Origin of the sequence: Kineococcus gypseus (assembly GCF_050871305.1) — a bacterium.
Lineage (GTDB): Bacteria > Actinomycetota > Actinomycetes > Actinomycetales > Kineococcaceae > Kineococcus > Kineococcus gypseus.
The window spans coordinates 1-16,701 of record NZ_JBJLRD010000071.1 but is presented as its reverse complement, the minus strand read 5'-3'; the positions used below and the strand labels follow the sequence as shown (position 1 = coordinate 16,701).

The window sequence follows — 16,701 nt, the reverse complement described above, 5'->3', positions numbered from 1 at the left end:
TCTAAAGTTTTATGTTGCGGTACCCCGGGTCGTGGAGCAGCTGGCCCTGGATGTGGCGCGCCGCGGGGGCCCGGGCGCCCCCCGCGCCCCCGGCCGGCCCCACGGAACCCGGCCGCAGCGGGCGGCCGTCGACGAGGACCTGCCCCGACGTGGGCCGGCGCGCGCCGCACACCGCCTCGAGGACCTCCGAGCGCCCCGAGCCGACGAGGCCGGCGATGCCGACGACCTCCCCGGCGTGCACGTCGAAGGAGACGTCCGAGAACACCCCGCGCAGGCCCAGGCCGCGCACCTCCAGCAGCGCGGGCCGGTCCGCGGGCACCTGGCGGCGCGGGGGGAAGACCTGCTGCACGGAGCGGCCCGTCATGAGCCGGATGAGCTCGGAGGTCGGCGTGCCGGCCACCGGCAGGCCGGAGGCGACGGTGCGGCCGTCCTTGAGGACGGTGATGCGGTCGCCGATGCGGCGGATCTCCTCCAGCCGGTGCGAGATGTACAGGACCGCCACGCCCGAGGCGGTGAGCTGGCGCACCACCCGGAACAGGTTGGCGACCTCCTCGGAGTCCAGCACCGCCGACGGCTCGTCCATGACGATCAGGCGCGCGTCGTGGGACAGGGCCCGCGCCATGCTGACGACCTGCTTGCCGGCCGCGGGCAGGGAACCGACCTCGCGCGAGGGCGGGAGGTTGCCGTGCCCGAGCCGCTCGAGCAGTTCGCGGGTGCGCGCGTGCGCCTCGCGCCGGCGCGTCACCCCGCCGCGGGAGAGCTCGTGCCCGAGGTGGACGTTCTCGGCGACGCTGAGGCCGTCGACCACGTCGAGCTCCTGGTGCATCGTGGCGATGCCGGTGCGCAGGGCCGCCACCGGCGAGGGCAGCGAGACCGGCTCGCCGCACCACTCCACGGTCCCGGCCGTGGGCGCGTGCGCCCCGGCGAGCACCTTGATGAGCGTGGACTTGCCGGCGCCGTTCTGCCCGAGCAGGCAGTGCACCTCCCCCGGCCGGACCTCGAGGTCCACGCCGTCGAGGGCCCGCACTCCGGAGAACTCCTTGACGATGCCCTGCGCGACGAGCAGGGGCGTGGCCACCGCGCTCGCGGCGGCGGGCGGGCCGGAACCGGCCCCAGGGTCGTCGTCGACCATGGCGCGAAACGTAGGCCCGGCTTCTGACGCCCGTCAAGCAGAAGTCGCAGCCCGGTGCGCCGACATCCGGCTGCCCACCGGTGCCGGGCGTGCTCTACTGAGCCGCATGTCCCTGCCCACCGGTGCCGGGGGGCTGTCCTCCACGCTGCAGCTGCTGCGCGACGGCAAGCCGCGCACGCGCGCCGAGCTGGCGCAGCTGACCGGTCAGGCCCGCTCGACGATCTCCCAGCGCGTGGACCAGCTCCTGGCGGCCCACCTGGTCGCGCCGACCGGCGGCGCGGTCTCCACGGGCGGGCGCCCGCCGGCCACCTTCGCCTTCAACCCCTCCGCGCGCGTGGTGCTGGCCGTGGACCTGGGCGCCACGCACGCGCGGGTGGCCGTCACGGACCTGGCCGCCACCGTGCTGGCCGAGGAGCAGGCACCCGTGGCGATCGGCGAGGGCCCCGAGGCCGTGCTGGACCTGGTGGCCGCGACGGGCCACCGGCTGCTGGCCGCCGCGGGCCGCTCGGTGCCGGAGGTCGTCGGGGTGGGCGTGGGCCTGCCCGGGCCGGTCGACCACGCCACGGGCCGGCCCGCCAACCCGCCGATCATGCCGGGCTGGCACGACGCGGACGTGCGGGCGCTGGTGCGCGAGCGGCTGGGGCCGGCGCCGGTGCTGGTCGACAACGACGTGAACGTCATGGCCCTGGGCGAGCACGCCACCGAGCACGCCGACGTGCCGCACCTGCTGTTCGTGAAGGTGGCCACCGGCATCGGCGCCGGCCTCATCAGCGACGGGCACCTGCTGCGCGGCGCCCAGGGCGCCGCCGGCGACCTCGGCCACGTCGTGGTGCCGGGCAACGAGGACGTGCCGTGCCGCTGCGGCAACAACGGCTGCCTGGAGGCGGTGGCCGGCGGGCGCGCGATCGCCGCGGAGCTGACCCGGGCCGGGCTGGCGGCCGCGGACGGCCCCGGCGTGGTGGCCCTGGTCAACGCCGGCGACGTGCGCGCCTCGGCGGCCGTGCGCGAGGCGGGGCGCGCGCTGGGCCGGGTGCTGGCCACGTGCGTGAGCCTGCTGAACCCCTCCGTCATCGTCGTCGGCGGCAGCCTGGCGGGGGCCGGGGAGCAGCTGCTGGCCGGCGTGCGCGAGGCGGTCTACCAGCGCTCGCTGCCGCTGGCCACGCAGCACCTGCGCATCCTGGCCAGCCGCGCCGGCGCGCGCGCCGGCGTCCTGGGCGCCAGCACGATGGTCATCGAGCACGTCCTGTCCGGCGACCTGCTCGACGGGCTGGCCTGACCCGCCGCCCCGGCCGGGCCGGGGCGGCGGGCCGGCTCCGCGCCGGGCGGCTCAGCGCGGGATGAGCCCGTGCGGGTCGATGACGAACTTCTGCGGCGCGCCGGCGTCGAACCTCCGGTACGCCTCGGGCGCCTCGTCCAGCGAGATGGGCGTGGCGCCCACGGCCTTCGCGATCTGCACCTTGTCGTGCAGGATCGCCATCATCAGGCCGCGGTGGTACTTCATCACCGGGCACTGGCCGGTAGTGAACGACAGCGACTTCGCCCAGCCGGTGCCCAGGTCCAGCGACAGGGAGCCGCGCTTGGCGGCCTCGTCCACGCCGCCGGGGTCGCCGGTGACGTACAGGCCCGGGATGCCCAGCGCCCCGCCGGCGGCGGTGATCTGCATCAGGGAGTTCAGCACCGTCGCGGGGGCCTCCTTCGCGGCGCCGGAGCCGTGCCCGCGCGCCTCGAAGCCGACGGCGTCCACGCCGCAGTCCACCTCGGGCACGCCGAGGATCTGCTCGATCTGGTCCCTCGGGTCGCCCTTGGAGACGTCGACCGTCTCGCAGCCGTTCTCGCGGGCGCGCTGCAGCCGCTCGGGGTTGAGGTCGCCGACGATGACCACCGCGGCGCCCAGCAGCTGCGCGCCCACGGCGGCCGCCAGGCCCACCGGCCCGGCCCCGGCGACGTACACGGTGGAGCCGACGCCCACCCCGGCGCTGACGCAGCCGTGGAAGCCGGTGGGGAAGATGTCCGAGAGCATCGTCAGGTCGAGGATCTTCTCCATCGCCTGGTCCTTGTCGGGGAACTTCAGGCAGTTGAAGTCCGCGTACGGCACGAGCACGTACTCGGCCTGACCGCCCACCCAGCCGCCCATGTCGACGTAGCCGTACGCCGAGCCGGGCCGGTCGGGGTTGACGTTGAGGCAGATGCCGGTCTTGCGCTCCTTGCAGTTGCGACAGCGGCCGCAGGCGATGTTGAAGGGCACCGAGACCAGGTCGCCGACCTGGAGGAACTCCACGTCGCGGCCCTTCTCCACGACCTCGCCGGTGATCTCGTGGCCGAGGACGAGGTTGGGCGGTGCGGTCGTGCGCCCGCGCACCATGTGCTGGTCGGAGCCGCAGATGTTGGTGGCGACGAGCTTGAGGACCACCCCGTGGTCGACGCGCCGGCCCACGTTGGCCGGGTTGACACCGGGACCGTCCTTGAGCTCGAAGGTCGGGTAGTCGATGGTCTGGACCTCGACCCTGCCCGGCTCGAGGTAGGCGACGGCGCGGTTGCCCGTCGAGGCGCTGCTGCTGGGGGGCCTGGTCGTGCTCGTGGTGGTCACCGGGTCAGCCCTTCTGCTCAAGGCACCGACACCGGCGTCGGCGCCCGGGAGCACAGTGCACCGCTCCCGGGCGCCGACCGCAAGGGCCCGACGGCACCGTCTCACCCCGGTCCCGTCCGGCTCCCGCCCCGTGCGGGCCCGGACCCGTCCGGGCCCGGACCCGCGCGGCCGCGCGGCCGTCAGACCTGCGCGGTGGGCACCGCGTTGCGCTCGACGACCGAGGCGTACCACAGGGCGCTGTCCTTGACGGTGCGCTCCTGGGTGGCGTAGTCCACGTGCACGATCCCGAAGCGCTTCGAGAAGCCGTAGCCCCACTCGAAGTTGTCCAGGAACGACCACAGGTAGTAGCCGGTCACCGGGGCGCCGGCCTCGACCGCGTCGAGCACGGCGGCCAGGTGGTCGCGCAGGTAGCGGGTGCGCTCCAGGTCGTGCACGCGCCCGCCCACGACGACGTCGGGGTACGCCGCGCCGTTCTCGGTGACCACCAGCTCCAGGCCGGGGTGCTCGCGGTGCACCCGCAGCAGCAGCTCGGTCATGCCGCGCGGGTCCACGCTCCAGCCCATGGCCGTCTTGTGCCCGGGCAGCTCGGGGAACTCCACGAGGTGGTTCGAGGCCACCCAGGGCGAGTGCTCGCTGGCGCCGTGGCCGTCGGCCTCGGCGCGCGGGCCGGTGCCGTCCCACGCCTGCACCACGGTGGGGCTGTAGTAGTTCACGCCCAGCACGTCCAGCGGCTGGTGGATGAGCTCCAGGTCGCCCTCGCGCACGAAGGACCAGTCGCTGACCAGGGCGGTGTCGGCCAGGACGTCGGCCGGGTAGCTGCCCGTGAGCACCGGGTCGAGGAAGACGCGGTTCTGCAGGCCGTCGACGCGGCGCACCGCGTCGTGGTCGGCGTCGGTGCCGCGCTCGGTGCGCACCCAGGCGAGGTTCAGGGTCAGGGCGACGCGGGCGCCGGGGGCGGCGCGGCGCACCGCGGCGGCGCCCAGCCCGTGGGCGAGGTTGAGGTGGTGCACCGCGGCCAGGGCGGAGGCCGGCTCGGTGCGGCCGGGGGCGTGCACCCCGGAGGCGTAGCCCAGGTACGCCGAGCACCACGGCTCGTTGAGGGTGATGAAGGTGCGCACCCGGTCCCCCAGGGCGCCGGCGACGACCTCGGCGTACTCGGCGAAGCGCTCGGCGGTGGCGCGCGAGGTCCAGCCGCCGGCGTCCTCCAGGGCCTGCGGCAGGTCCCAGTGGTACAGCGTGATCGCCGGCTCGATGCCCGCGGCGACCAGCTCGTCGACCAGCGTGGAGTAGAACGCCAGGCCGGCCTCGTTGACCGGGCCGAGCGCGTCGGCGCTCACCTGCGGGGTGATGCGCGGCCACGCCACCGAGAAGCGGTACGAGGCCATGCCCAGCCGCTTCATGATCGCGATGTCCTCGCGGAAGCGGTGGTAGTGGTCGTCGGCCACGTCGCCGGTGTCGCCGCCGGCCACCCTGCCGGGGGTGTGGCTGAAGGTGTCCCAGATGGAGGGGGTGCGGCCGTCCTGCGCCGCGGCGCCCTCGATCTGGTACGAGGCCGTGGCCGTGCCCCAGACGAAGCCCGCAGGGAAGGCGCGCTCGTCACCGGCCCCGGCGGGGCGGGCGGCGGGGACCGCAGCGGTCGTGGCGGTGCTCGTGGGGCCGGTGGGGCGTTCCTCGGTGGTGGTCATGCGGGTCGGTGCCGGCGCCGGGGCGCGCGGCACCGCCTCCTCCCTGGTGCGGGGTCGGGTGGACGGGTGCTGCGGGGCGTGCAGGGCGTGCGGGGCGTGCTGGTGGTGGTGCGGGGCGGCTCAGCCCTTGACGGCGCCGGCCATGATCCCGCTGACGATCTGCTTGCCGAGCAGCACGAACACGACGATCACGGGCAGGGTGCCCACGAGGGTGCCGGCCATGATGATCGAGGTGTCGGGCACGTAGCCGCTGCCGAGGTTGTTCAGCGCGACCTGCACGGTGGGCATCGAGGAGTTCAGCGCGATGACGGGCCAGAAGAAGTCGTTCCAGGCCGTCATGAAGGTGAGCATCCCCAGGACCGCCATGCCGGGGCGGGCGATGGGCAGCACGATGCTGAACACGGTGCGCGCGGAGGAGGCGCCGTCGACCTTCGCCGCCTCGAGCAGCTCGTCGGGCAGGGTCTGCACGAGGTACTGGCGCATGAAGAACACGCCGAAGGCGGTCACCAGCGAGGGCAGGATGACCGACTCCAGCCGGCCCGCCAGGCCCCAGTCCGACATGATCTTGTACAGCGGCACGACGCCCAGCGTCGGCGGGATCATCAGCGTGCCGATGGTCACGGCGAACAGGACGTTCTTGCCCTTGAAGCGCAGCTTGGCGAACGCGAAACCGGCCAGCGTGCAGAACAGCAGGGTGCCGATCGTCGTGACGCCGGAGACGACGAGGGAGTTCACGATGGCCAGGCCGATGGCCTGCTGCTCCAGCGCCGTGGTGATGTTCTGCCACAGGTAGGGACCGGGCAGGAACGGCGGCGGGGACTGCGTCATCTCCGACATCGGCCGGCTCGCCGCGACGATCATGTAGTAGAACGGCACGAGGAACACGAAGGCCGTGATGCTCAGCAGCACGTAGGTCAGCCAGCCGGCGGCGTCGGGGGCGCGGTAGCGCTTGCGGCGCCCCTCGCCCGCCGGGGTGGGCGCCGCCAGGGCGGCGTCGCGGACGGTCGTCGCGGTCATCGCCGGGCTCCTTCGCGGTCGCGGTCGCGCCAGCGGGCCAGCGCGGTGTTGAGCAGGACGAGCACGATGATGAGCAGGAACGTCACCCACGCGATGGTGGCGGCCCGGCCCAGGGCGCCGTAGGCCCAGCCCTGCTGGTACATGAACAGCCCCAGCGTCTGGTACTGGCCCAGCGCCCCGCCGTTGACGTTGCCGCCGAAGAGCAGCGGCTCGCCGAACAGCTGGGTCGCGCCGATCGTGGAGACCACGACGGTGAAGAGGATCGTGGGACGCAGGCCCGGCAGGGTCACGTGCACGAACTGCTGCCAGCGGTTCGCGCCGTCCAGCGCCGCGGCCTCGTAGAGGTCGTGCGAGATGGACTGCATGCCGGCCAGGTAGATGAGGGCGTTGTAGCCCGTCCAGCGCCAGATGACGATGATGGAGATGGCGATCTGGGCGCTGAGGTCGCCGTTGCGCCAGTCCAGGGCGTCCACGCCGACCAGGGAGAGCAGCCAGTTGGCCAGGCCGTTGTCGCGGCCGAAGATCTGCGCGAACACCAGCGTCGAGGCGGCCACCGAGGTGGCGTACGGCATCATCATCGTCACGCGGAAGAAGTTGCGCCCGCGCATGCGGTAGTTCAGCAGGTGCGCCAGGCCGATCGCCACGCACAGCTGCGGCACGGTGGACAGCACGCCGAGCGTGAAGGTGTTCCACAGCGCGTTGTAGAACGGCTCGCTCGTGAAGAGCCAGACGTAGTTCTCCCAGCCGTTGAACTCCGGCTCACCGCCGAGGTCGTACGAGTGGAAGCTGATCCACATCGTGTAGACGAGCGGGAAGAGGCCGAAGGCGAAGAACAACAGGAAGAACGGGGCGATGTAGGCGTACGGGGCGGTGACGGCCTCCCACCGGAACAGCCGCGAACGCAGCGACTGCTCCGGTGCGGGGGTCTTCGCGCCTCGGCCGGCCGGGGCCGGCGGGGCGGTCGTGCTGGGAGCGCTCACGACGTCTCCTCGCGGGTGGGTTTCGGCTGGAGCAGGGCTGGGGCGGAGCCGTCCCGGGGCAGCGGTCGCGGACGGGCCCGGAGGTGGAACGGGGCGGCCGCCTGCGGGCGGCCGCCCCGTGCTCGGGGGTGGTGCGTCAGCTGATCTGGTTCTCCAGCTCGGCCGCCGCGCTCTCCCACGCGTCGGCCGGGCTCACGCCGTTGACCTCGACGGACAGCAGGGCCTGCACCAGGGCGGACTTCACGACCGCGTCCTCCTCGCCCAGGATCTGGGTGGGAGCGGCCTCGGCCGCGTCGGCGAAGATCTGCCCGATCGGGGCGTTCTGGAAGTACTCGTCGGTCGTGCCCGAGACCAGCTCGAAGGCGCCGGTGTTCGACGGGAAGTTGCCGCCGGTCTCGAAGACCTTGGCCTGCTGCTCGGGGGCCGTCAGCCACGCGACGAGCTCGGCGGCCTGCTCCTTGTTGTCGCTGGACTCGGGGATGGCCAGGTACGCGCCGCCCCAGTTGCCGCCCGCGCCGCCCGGCAGCGAGGTGACGTTCCACTTGCCCGAGCCGGCGTCACCGGCCTTGCCCTTGATGTAACCGACCATCCACGCGGGGCAGGCGATGGTGGCGAACGAGCCGCTGCCGAAACCGGTGTCCCAGGCGGGGTCCGTGAACTGCTCCAGCTTGGCGGTCAGGCCCTCCTGCGCCGCGGCCGCGGCGGTGTCGAAGGCGTCCCTGACGGCGGGGTTGCTGTCCCAGACCAGCTCGCCGGCCTCGTCGTAGTAGATCTCCTCCTCGGTGGAGATGATGGCGTTGTAGAACCCGCCCGCGGAGTCCATCCAGGCGGTGCCCGCGGGGGCGGCGGCCTTGAACTCGCGGCCCAGCGCGACGTAGTCGTCCCAGGAGGTCAGGCGCGCGGACAGCTCGGCGGGGTCGGTGGGCAGGCCGGCCTGCTGCAGCAGGTCGCTGCGGTAGCACAGGCCCATCGGGCCGATGTCGGTGCCCATGCCGAGGACCTTGCCGTCCTCGGTGGTGGCGGCGGCGGACTTCCACTCCGGGAAGTCGGCGACCTGGTCGCCGGCGGGGGTGCCGGACAGGTCGGCCCACCTGTCCGGCTGGTTGGCCACGACGTCGGCGATGCGGCCGACCTCGATGCCCTGGATGTCGGCGACGCCGTTGCCGGAGGCCAGCTTCGTCTGCAGCGCGGGCCAGTACTCGTCCTCGCCCTGGGTGGACTCGTACCTGATGGTCACGTCCGGGTTGAGCTGCTCGTACTCGTCGAACAACCCGGCCTCCTCCATGCCGAAGGTGCCGAACAGGCTGACGGTGAGCTGGGTCTTGCCGTCGGCGGCCGCCGCGTCGGCGGAACCGGCGTCGGAGGTGCTGCACGAGGACAGCAGCAGCGCGCCGCTGACCGCCGCGGCGGCGGCGGCGAGCGTGGTCTTCCGGACATTCGCCATGGGGAACTCCTCGGGCCCCGCCGCGTGCGGCGGATCGTCGTTGATCACGGGTCTCGGTGCTGAGAGCGCTCTCAGAGAGGGCCGTCCCGGGTGAGAGCGCTCTCACGGGATGCGTAGAGAGTGGCCCCCCTCACCCACCGCTGTCAACGACTCGCGCGGAACTCGTCCCGCGGTGACCGGCTCGTCGTGCCGTCGTGACCGGCTCGTCACGCCGTCGTGACCGCAGCGGCCGCGCGGGTCAGGAGGTGGCGCGCTCGACGAGCACGGTGGGCACCACGACGGGCTCGGGCGCCACCGCGGCGCCGTCGACGACGGCGAGCAGCATGCGCGCCAGCTCGCGGCCCATCTGCACCACCGGCTGGCGCACGGTGGTCAGCGGCGGGGTGGCCGCCGACGCCAGCGGGGCGTCGTCGAAGCCGACCACGCGCACCCGCTCGGGCACCGGGCGCCCGGCGGCCGCCAGCGCCTGCAGCACGCCGGCGGCCATGAGGTCGTTGGCGGCGAAGACGCCGTCGAGGTCGGGGTGGCGCGCCAGCAGCTCCTCGGTGGCCTGGCGCCCCCCGCTGACGGTGAAGTCCCCCGCCGCCGCCAGCTTCGGCGAGTACCGCCGCCGGTGGGCCACCAGCTCGGCGCGGAAGCCCTCCAGGCGGTCCTGGCCCACGCGCATGTCCATCGGGCCGGTCACGGTGACCACCTTGCGGCAGCCGCGCTCGAGGAGGTGGCGGGTAGCGGTGCGCGCCCCGCCGACGTTGTCGGCGGAGACGTACGGGACCGTGGAGGAGTCCTCGAAGGGCCGCCCGGACATCACCACGGGGATGCCCGCGTCGGCCAGGTGCTGCGGCAGCGGGTCCGGGCCGTGCACCGAGACGAGGATGGCGCCGTCGACGTGCCCGCTGCGCGCGTAGCGCTCGAAGCGCTCGCGCTCGCGCGCCGTGGAGAGCACCACCAGCACCAGCTGCACCTCGCGCTCGGCCAGGTGCGCCTGCGCGCCGTTGAGCACGAGCGGGAAGTACGAGTCGGAGAAGAAGCGCTCGACGGGCTCGACGACCACGAGGGCCACCGAGCCGCTGCGGCGCGTCACCAGCTGCCGGGCGGCCTGGTTGGGCACGTACGAGAGCTCCGAGGCGGCGCGCAGCACCGCCTCGCGCGCGCCGGGGCTGACGCGGCCGTAGCCGGCCAGGACCCGCCCCGCGGTGGCGCGCGAGACGCCGGCGAGGGCCGCGACGGACTCCAGGGTCGGGGCGCTGGTGCTGTGCACGGCTCCTCCTGCGGTTGGGACCCGGGCGGGTCGCGACGGGGTCTCAGCGGCGGCGCGCCCCGCGCAGACCGCGGACCCCCAGGGCGGCGATGGCCGTGCCCAGCGCGAGGCTGACGACCACCAGCACGAGGTGGACGAGGAGGAACGGCTGCGGGCCGTCCGAGAACGACCTCTCGTCGTCCCAGATGTTCCTCAGGAAGTTCGGCCAGATGAACCAGCTCCAGGCGCCGAAGGCGACGAGGAACGCGCTGGCGCGTCGCGACAGGACCACGGGGCCATCCTCGCAGAGGGAACGGCCCCCTCCGCTCGCCCGATGCTAGAGCAGGCAGCGCCCCCGCGGGGGTCAGCGGCGCAGCGCGGTGCGCGCGGCGCGGCGCAGCGCCAGCAGCGCCCCCGCACCCAGCGCCCCGGTCGCCAGCGCCGAGCGCCCCCGGCCCCGCCGGCCCGCCTCCGAGGGGTGGTCCGCCGGCAGCGGGCCCAGCGGCACGCGGTAGTCGGCCACGACCCGCTCCAGCAGCGTGCCGGCGTCCTCGGCCACCGTGGCCGCCCAGGCGGCGGCCAGCAGCACGAGCCGGCCGACGAGGTTCATCAGCACCAGCAGCACCACCACGCTCGCCGCCGCCCCGAGGAACTCGTTGCCCTGCGCGCTGCCCCGCGCGAAGCGGATGCCGAACTGCTTGAGCAGCCCGATGCCGACCCCGCCGATGACGGCGCCGGAGAGCAGGTGGCGCAGCGGCACGTCGGCCCCCGGCAGCACCCGGAAGACCGCCAGGAAGGTGCAGGTGTCGATCACCAGGGCCACGGCGGCGCCGGCCGCGGCGAGCAGCCACTCCCCCGCGGTGGTGCCCTGCACCCCGAACAGCCCCAGCAGCCAGCGCCCGGCGCCGTTGGTCAGGACCACGGCGCTGACGCTCAGGGCCACGCCGGTGCCGATGACGAGGAGGACCACCAGGTCGCGCAGCTTCAGCAGCACCGGGTTGCCGGCGCGCGCGTCCTCGCCGAAGGCGGCGCGGATGCCCTGGCGCATGCCGTCGATCCAGCCCAGGCCGGTGAACAGCAGCGTGCCCAGGGACAGGACCAGGCCCAGGGTGAGCGAGGTGCGGTCGAGGTAGTCGCCGATCCAGATGCCCGGCGCCTGCACGCCCCCGGGCCGGGTGCCGGCGTGCACCAGGCCCGGCAGGTAGTCGCCCGCGCCGTCGACGAGCGTGCTGACGACCGCGTCGCGCACCTCGGGGAAGCCGCGCATGGTGAACCCCAGGACCATCAGGCCCACCGCGAGCGCCGGGAAGATCGAGAAGAAGGCGAAGTAGGCGATCCCGCCGGCGAGGACGTTGCCGCGCGCGTCGCTGTAGCGCTGGTACGCGCGCCCGGGGTGGCTCGCCCTGAACCGGGCGAGGAGCCCCTGGGCACGCTGCAGGACACCCACCGGCGCTGGAGCTCCTCTACCGTGCGGTGAAGCCGAAGTCCTCCCGTGGCCGCCAGACGCCGTCGGCTCCGTGCTCGTAGAGGCTGAACCCCTTCACGGTGAAGGTCGCCTCCCAGTCGCGCAACACGAGCTCGGCGCGGTCCAGGGCGGGCTCGGGCACGTCGTGGGCGACGGTGACGTGGGGGTGGAAGGGGAAGGACAGCTCGCGCGTCAGCGGCCCGCGGCGCACGCGGGACTGCAGCAGCTCGCACTCGGAGATGCCGCGCGAGAGCTGCACGAAGACCACCGGGGAGACGGGCCGGAAGGTGGCCGTGCCGCGCAGGTGCACGACGAAGGGCGCCTGCTCGGCGGCGGTGCGCCGCAGGTGGGCGCGCACCTCCTCCAGCGCCCCGGCGGGCAGCTCGCTGGGCGGCAGCAGGGTGATGTGCGGGGGCACCGCGTGCGCCAGCGGGTCGCCGAAGTCGGCGCGGTGGGCGGTCAGCTCCGCGGCGTGCGGGTCGGGCACGGGGATGGACACCCCGATGGTGCGCGTGCCCGCGCGCGGTGCGGGGCGGGTCGCGGGGCGGGTCGCGGGACGCGTCGCGGGCCGGGCGAGGGCCGCCCGGGCCCGCCCGCCGAGGGCGCTCACCGCCTCCGGCCCACGAGCCCCACCCGCTCGTAGACCTGGGCGAGGGTCTCCTCGGCGAGGGCGTCGGCGCGCTCGGCGCCGCGCGCGAGCAGCTCGTCGAGCGCACCGGGGTCGGCCATGAGCTCGCGGGTGCGCGCGCGCACGGGGGCCAGGGCGTCGGTGACGACCTCGGCCAGCTCCTTCTTGAGGTCGCCGTAGCCGCGGCCGGCGAAGTCGGCCTCCAGCTGGGCGGTGCTGCGCCCGGACAGCGCCGAGTGGATGGCCAGCAGGTTGGACACCCCGGGCTTGCCCACCGGGTCGAAGCGCACCTCGCGGCCGGTGTCGGTGACGGCCGAGCGGATCTTCTTCGCCGTGACCGCCGGCTCGTCCATGACGTCGACGATGCCGCCGGGCGAGGAGGAGGACTTGCTCATCTTCGACCCCGGCTCCTGCAGGTCGTAGATCTTGGCCGTCTCCGCCAGGATGTACGGCTCGGGCACGACGAAGGTCTCGCCGTAGCGGCCGTTGAAGCGCTGGGCGAGGTCGCGCGTCAGCTCCAGGTGCTGGCGCTGGTCCTCGCCCACGGGCACCTCGGCGGCCCGGTAGAGCAGGATGTCGGCGGCCATGAGCACCGGGTAGGTGAACAGCCCCACGGTGGTGCCCTCGGAGCCCTGCTTGGCGGACTTGTCCTTGAACTGCGTCATCCGGCCGGCCTCGCCGAAGCCGGTCAGGCAGGAGAGCACCCACGCGAGCTCGGCGTGGGCGGGCACGTGGCTCTGCACGAACAGCGTCGAGCGCTCCGGGTCCACCCCCGCGGCGACGTACTGGGCGGCGGTGACCCGGGTGCGCTCGCGCAGCGCGGCCGGGTCCGGGGCGACGGTCAGGGCGTGCAGGTCCACGACGCAGTAGAGGGCCTCGTGGGTCTCCTGCAGGGCCACCCACTGCGTCAGCGCACCGAGGTAGTTGCCCAGGTGCAGCGAGCCGGAGGTCGGCTGCATCCCCGACAGCAGGCGCGGTCGCGCCCCCGTCCCCTGCGCTGGCGACTGCTCCATGCCTCCATCCTGCCAGCCGCGCGCGGCCCGACCGGCCCGGGGCGGCGGGCGCGGCGCGCACGCCCCCGCCGCGGGCCCCGGTGGCAGGATGACCACGTGGTGCACCTGGGTCAGTCCTCCAAGCTCGCCGACGTCCTGTACGACGTGCGCGGCCCCGCCCTGACGCGCGCGCACGAGCTGGAGCACGCCGGGCACCGCGTCCTCAAGCTCAACATCGGCAACCCCGCCCCCTTCGGCTTCGAGGCGCCGCCGGAGCTGCTGGAGGACATCGTCGCCAACCTGCCGGTAGCGCAGGGCTACAGCGACAGCAAGGGCCTGCTCTCGGCGCGGCGCGCCGTGGTCCAGCACAGCGAGTCCAAGGGGATCACCGGCGTGGACGTCGACGACGTCTACATGGGCAACGGCGTCAGCGAGCTCATCGTCATGGCGATGCAGGCGCTGCTGGACGAGGGCGACGAGGTCCTCGTGCCGGCGCCGGACTACCCGCTGTGGACGGCGGCGGTCAGCCTGGCCGGCGGGCGGCCGGTGCACTACCTGTGCGACGAGTCCGCGGACTGGGTGCCCGACGTGGAGCACCTGCGCTCGCGGGTCACCCCGCGCACCAAGGCGCTGGTGGTCATCAACCCCAACAACCCCACCGGCGCGGTCTACGGCCCGGAGGTGCTGCGCGGGGTGCTGGAGGTGGCGCGCGAGCACGGCCTGCTCGTCCTGTCCGACGAGATCTACGAGAAGATCCTCTACGACGGCGCCACCCACGTGTCCACGGCGGCGCTGGCCCCGGACCTGATGTGCCTGACGTTCAACGGGCTGTCCAAGGCGTACCGGGTGGCCGGCTTCCGCTCCGGCTGGATGGTCGTCTCCGGCCCCACCCACCACGCCCGCGGGTACATCGAGGGCCTGGACCTGCTGGCGAACATGCGCCTGTGCGCGAACGTCCCCGCCCAGCACGCGGTGCAGGCGGCCCTCGGCGGGCACCAGTCGATCGACGACCTCGTCCTGCCCGGCGGCCGGCTGGCCGAGCAGGCGGAGCTGACCTGGCGGCTGCTCAACGAGATCCCCGGCGTCAGCTGCGTGCGCCCGCGCGGGGCGCTGTACTGCTTCCCGCGCCTGGACCCGCAGGTCCACCACGTCGAGGACGACTACCAGCTCATCCTGGACCTGCTGGAGCAGCAGCACGTCTTCGTCGTGCAGGGCACCGGCTTCAACTGGCCCAGGCCGGACCACTTCCGCATCGTCACGCTGCCGCGCGTGGAGGAGCTGGAGACGGCCGTGGGCCGCATCGCCGACTTCCTGGACAAGCGCAGCCGCGGCTGAGGGCGCACCGGCGCGGCGCACCGGCGCGGCGCCGCCGCCGCGGGGGCGCGGGTCGGCAGGATCGCCCCGTCCGCGCGCGCGGACCCGCCGACCCGAGGGAGGCCCGCCGTGCCGTCGCCCTTCGCCGCCGAGCGCCTGCCCGACGGGCGCCGCCGCTACAGCCGCAGCACCGTGGTGGCCCGCCGCCGGCTCCTGCTGGGGGTGCTCGCCGCCGGGGCCGCGGCCGCCGGGGCCGGTCAGCTGCGCGGCGGCACCACGGCCGGGGCCGACCCGGTGCAGCTGCCCTCGACGAGCGCGGCGGGCAGCCCGTGGGTCGTGGTGAACAAGCGGCTGCCGATCGACCCGCCGGGCTACGCCCCCGCGGCGCTGGTGGAGGTGGCCGGCAAGCCGGTCGCCGCCGTCGTCGCCCCGCACCTGGGCGCCCTGCTGGCCGCCGCGCGCGCCGAGGGCGTCGAGCTGCCGATCACCAGCGGGTACCGCTCCGTGGAGCACCAGCGCGCGGTGCACGAGCGGGCCGTGGCGCGCGACGGCCTCGCCGCCGCTGAGCGCGTGTCCGCCCGGCCCGGGCACAGCGAGCACCAGACCGGCCTGGCCGTCGACTTCGGCAGCGCCACCAGCCCCGGCTGCGCGCTGCAGGGCTGCTACCAGGACACCCCGGAGGCGCGCTGGCTGGCGGCGCGGGCCGGGGAGTTCGGCTTCCTGCTGCGCTACCCGGCCGACCGCACGGCGGTCACCGGCTACGACTTCGAGCCGTGGCACTACCGCTGGGTCGGCACCGACCTGCTCGAGCGCATGCGCCGGCGCGGCACGCGCACCCTGGAGGAGCACTTCGACCTGCCCGGCGGCCCCTACCCCGCCTGAGCGGCGGTCCGGGGACGCCGGGGCCCGGGCGGCTCAGACGTCGCGCGTGGTGGAGCGGCGCACCGTCGAGGGGTCGGAGGGGTCCACGCTCGTCACGCTCGTGGTGGTGCGGGCACGCGGCCGGAAGAGCGCGAACTCGAGCACGATGCCCAGCACGCCGACCAGCATGAGGATGACCCCGACCGTGCGCAGGTCGATGCCGGAGAGCGAGAAGTTCACGGCGAAGGCGAAGATCGCCCCGAGGGCGATGAGGAAGATGCTGGTTCCCAGGCGCATCCCCCCAGGTTGCCGCCTCGGCGCCCGGACGCACGTCGAGACGCGCCGCACCACCCGGGCGGCCCACCCGGCGCTCGCCGTCGCGGCCCCGCCGGCGGCGCGGGCGCAGCTCACCCCGGCGGGCGCAGCACCAGGGCGAAGGAGCGCGGGACGGCCTCCAGGCGGTGCTGCGGCAGCGCGCCGGGCCCGCAGGAGCCGGTGCCGATGCCGTGCTGGGCGACGTCGAGGTGCAGGTGCAGCGAGGCCCCGGCGGCCAGCTCGGCGGTGTGGGCGGCGGCGTCGAGCTCGGCGGTGCTCCAGCGGCGCGCGCTGAAGGAGACCAGCGGGTCGCCCTCCACGCGCAGCGCCCCGGCGGGCCCGCGCAGCTCCAGCCAGCGCGCGTCGGCGCGCCGGCCGTTCTCCTGCGGGCGCACGTACGGCGTCTGCAGCTCCTCCACGGTGGCGCCGAAGCGGCCCACCCGGGTGGCGGCGCCGGTGTCGGCGTAGGCCTCCCCCGGCCCGCGGCCGAACCACGTCACCCGCTCCAGCCCGCGCGGCAGGCGCAGGCGCACCCCCAGCCGCGGCAGCGGGGCGCCCAGCGCCCCGGTGGGCAGGTCGGGGGCGAGCTCCACCCGCAGGCGCAGCGCGCCGGAGGTGTCCGCGGACCAGCGCAGGACGGCGACGAACCCCGCGTCGGTGCCCGCGGCGGCGGTGCGGGTGGTGACGACGAACTCGTCGCCCACGACGGCGGCGGAGGCGGTGCGGGTGCGCAGGCGGTCCAGCCCCAGGGCCCGCCAGGTGCGCTCCAGCGCCTCGCCGTGCAGGCCGGCGTCGTTGTCGGTGGGCGCGCGCCACAGGTCCAGCACCGGCCCCTCCTCGACGGGCAGGTCGCCCAGGGAGCGCAGCGCCCCGGTGCGCGCGTCGAGCACCGCGGCGCCCAGCAGCACGTCCGCGCCGCGGCGCACCGGCGCCACCGGCTCCCCCGCCGGCGCCGGGCCCCGAGGGGTCAGCTGGACACGCCCCCCCGCCCGCCCGGCGCCCCCCCGCGCCCACCAGGACCCGGACCCCACCGCAGGAGTGACG

The 16,701-nt window shown here is 74.8% G+C and carries 15 protein-coding genes and 1 pseudogene; 3 read left to right on the top strand and 13 right to left on the bottom strand.

The features are described 5' to 3' along the window. Positions 1-4: 4 nt before the first annotated feature. Positions 5-1,132, bottom strand: a pseudogene (locus tag ACRYMN_RS19230) (sugar ABC transporter ATP-binding protein); the annotation flags it as partial. 106 nt (positions 1,133-1,238) lie between these two features. On the opposite strand from ACRYMN_RS19230, the gene ACRYMN_RS19225 reads away from it, so the two are divergent. Next, positions 1,239-2,408, top strand: coding sequence for an ROK family transcriptional regulator (locus ACRYMN_RS19225; RefSeq protein ID WP_432498639.1), 1,170 nt, complete (start codon positions 1,239-1,241; stop codon positions 2,406-2,408). Between the two features lie 51 nt (positions 2,409-2,459). On the opposite strand, the gene fdhA is transcribed toward ACRYMN_RS19225, so the two are convergent. The 10 genes from fdhA to trpS form a co-directional block, all read right to left on the bottom strand. Then, entirely contained in the window at positions 2,460-3,719 is a 1,260-nt protein-coding gene (fdhA, locus tag ACRYMN_RS19220) for a formaldehyde dehydrogenase, glutathione-independent (protein WP_432498637.1), read from the bottom strand. A 179-nt stretch (positions 3,720-3,898) separates the two neighbouring features. Further along, positions 3,899-5,404, bottom strand: a complete 1,506-nt coding sequence (locus ACRYMN_RS19215; RefSeq protein ID WP_432498634.1) for a GH1 family beta-glucosidase — start codon at positions 5,402-5,404, stop codon at positions 3,899-3,901. A gap of 120 nt (positions 5,405-5,524) precedes the next feature. Then, a complete protein-coding gene (locus tag ACRYMN_RS19210; protein ID WP_432498632.1) occupies positions 5,525-6,421 on the bottom strand; it encodes a carbohydrate ABC transporter permease in 897 nt (298 codons plus the stop codon). Next, the gene (locus ACRYMN_RS19205; protein WP_432498629.1) at positions 6,418-7,401 is read right to left on the bottom strand and encodes a carbohydrate ABC transporter permease; all 984 of its coding nucleotides are present in this window, start codon (positions 7,399-7,401) and stop codon (positions 6,418-6,420) included. The genes ACRYMN_RS19210 and ACRYMN_RS19205 overlap by 4 nt, the downstream gene beginning before the upstream one ends. Positions 7,402-7,537: 136 nt before the next feature. Next, complete coding sequence (locus ACRYMN_RS19200; RefSeq protein WP_432498626.1) at positions 7,538-8,845, bottom strand: extracellular solute-binding protein; 1,308 nt, start codon at positions 8,843-8,845, stop codon at positions 7,538-7,540. 238 nt (positions 8,846-9,083) lie between these two features. Then, positions 9,084-10,103 (bottom strand): LacI family DNA-binding transcriptional regulator, encoded by a 1,020-nt coding sequence (locus ACRYMN_RS19195; protein WP_432498624.1) that lies wholly within the window; start codon positions 10,101-10,103, stop codon positions 9,084-9,086. Positions 10,104-10,146: 43 nt separating this feature from the next. Next, positions 10,147-10,374 (bottom strand): SCO4848 family membrane protein, encoded by a 228-nt coding sequence (locus ACRYMN_RS19190; RefSeq protein WP_432498621.1) that lies wholly within the window; start codon positions 10,372-10,374, stop codon positions 10,147-10,149. Between the two features lie 72 nt (positions 10,375-10,446). Next, positions 10,447-11,529: a YihY/virulence factor BrkB family protein gene (locus ACRYMN_RS19185; protein ID WP_432498618.1), complete on the bottom strand. Its 1,083-nt coding sequence runs from the start codon at positions 11,527-11,529 to the stop codon at positions 10,447-10,449. Between the two features lie 16 nt (positions 11,530-11,545). Then, entirely contained in the window at positions 11,546-12,046 is a 501-nt protein-coding gene (locus ACRYMN_RS19180) for a 2'-5' RNA ligase family protein (protein ID WP_432498616.1), read from the bottom strand. Positions 12,047-12,153: 107 nt separating this feature from the next. Next, a complete protein-coding gene (trpS, locus tag ACRYMN_RS19175; RefSeq protein ID WP_432498613.1) occupies positions 12,154-13,188 on the bottom strand; it encodes a tryptophan--tRNA ligase in 1,035 nt (344 codons plus the stop codon). 99 nt (positions 13,189-13,287) lie between these two features. Here trpS and ACRYMN_RS19170 point away from each other — a divergent pair, with 99 nt between their 5' ends. Together ACRYMN_RS19170 and ACRYMN_RS19165 are read left to right on the top strand one after the other, a co-directional pair. Further along, a complete protein-coding gene (locus ACRYMN_RS19170; protein ID WP_432498641.1) occupies positions 13,288-14,502 on the top strand; it encodes a pyridoxal phosphate-dependent aminotransferase in 1,215 nt (404 codons plus the stop codon). 108 nt (positions 14,503-14,610) lie between these two features. Further along, positions 14,611-15,363 carry a M15 family metallopeptidase gene (locus tag ACRYMN_RS19165; protein ID WP_432498610.1) on the top strand — a complete coding sequence of 251 codons (753 nt, stop codon included), beginning with the start codon at positions 14,611-14,613 and terminating at the stop codon, positions 15,361-15,363. A 33-nt stretch (positions 15,364-15,396) separates the two neighbouring features. On the opposite strand, the gene ACRYMN_RS19160 is transcribed toward ACRYMN_RS19165, so the two are convergent. Further along, positions 15,397-15,639 (bottom strand): DUF6458 family protein, encoded by a 243-nt coding sequence (locus ACRYMN_RS19160; protein WP_432498607.1) that lies wholly within the window; start codon positions 15,637-15,639, stop codon positions 15,397-15,399. Positions 15,640-15,749: 110 nt separating this feature from the next. Continuing rightward, positions 15,750-16,592 carry a beta-galactosidase small subunit gene (locus ACRYMN_RS19155; protein WP_432498605.1) on the bottom strand — a complete coding sequence of 281 codons (843 nt, stop codon included), beginning with the start codon at positions 16,590-16,592 and terminating at the stop codon, positions 15,750-15,752. Between the last annotated feature and the right edge of the window lie 109 nt (positions 16,593-16,701).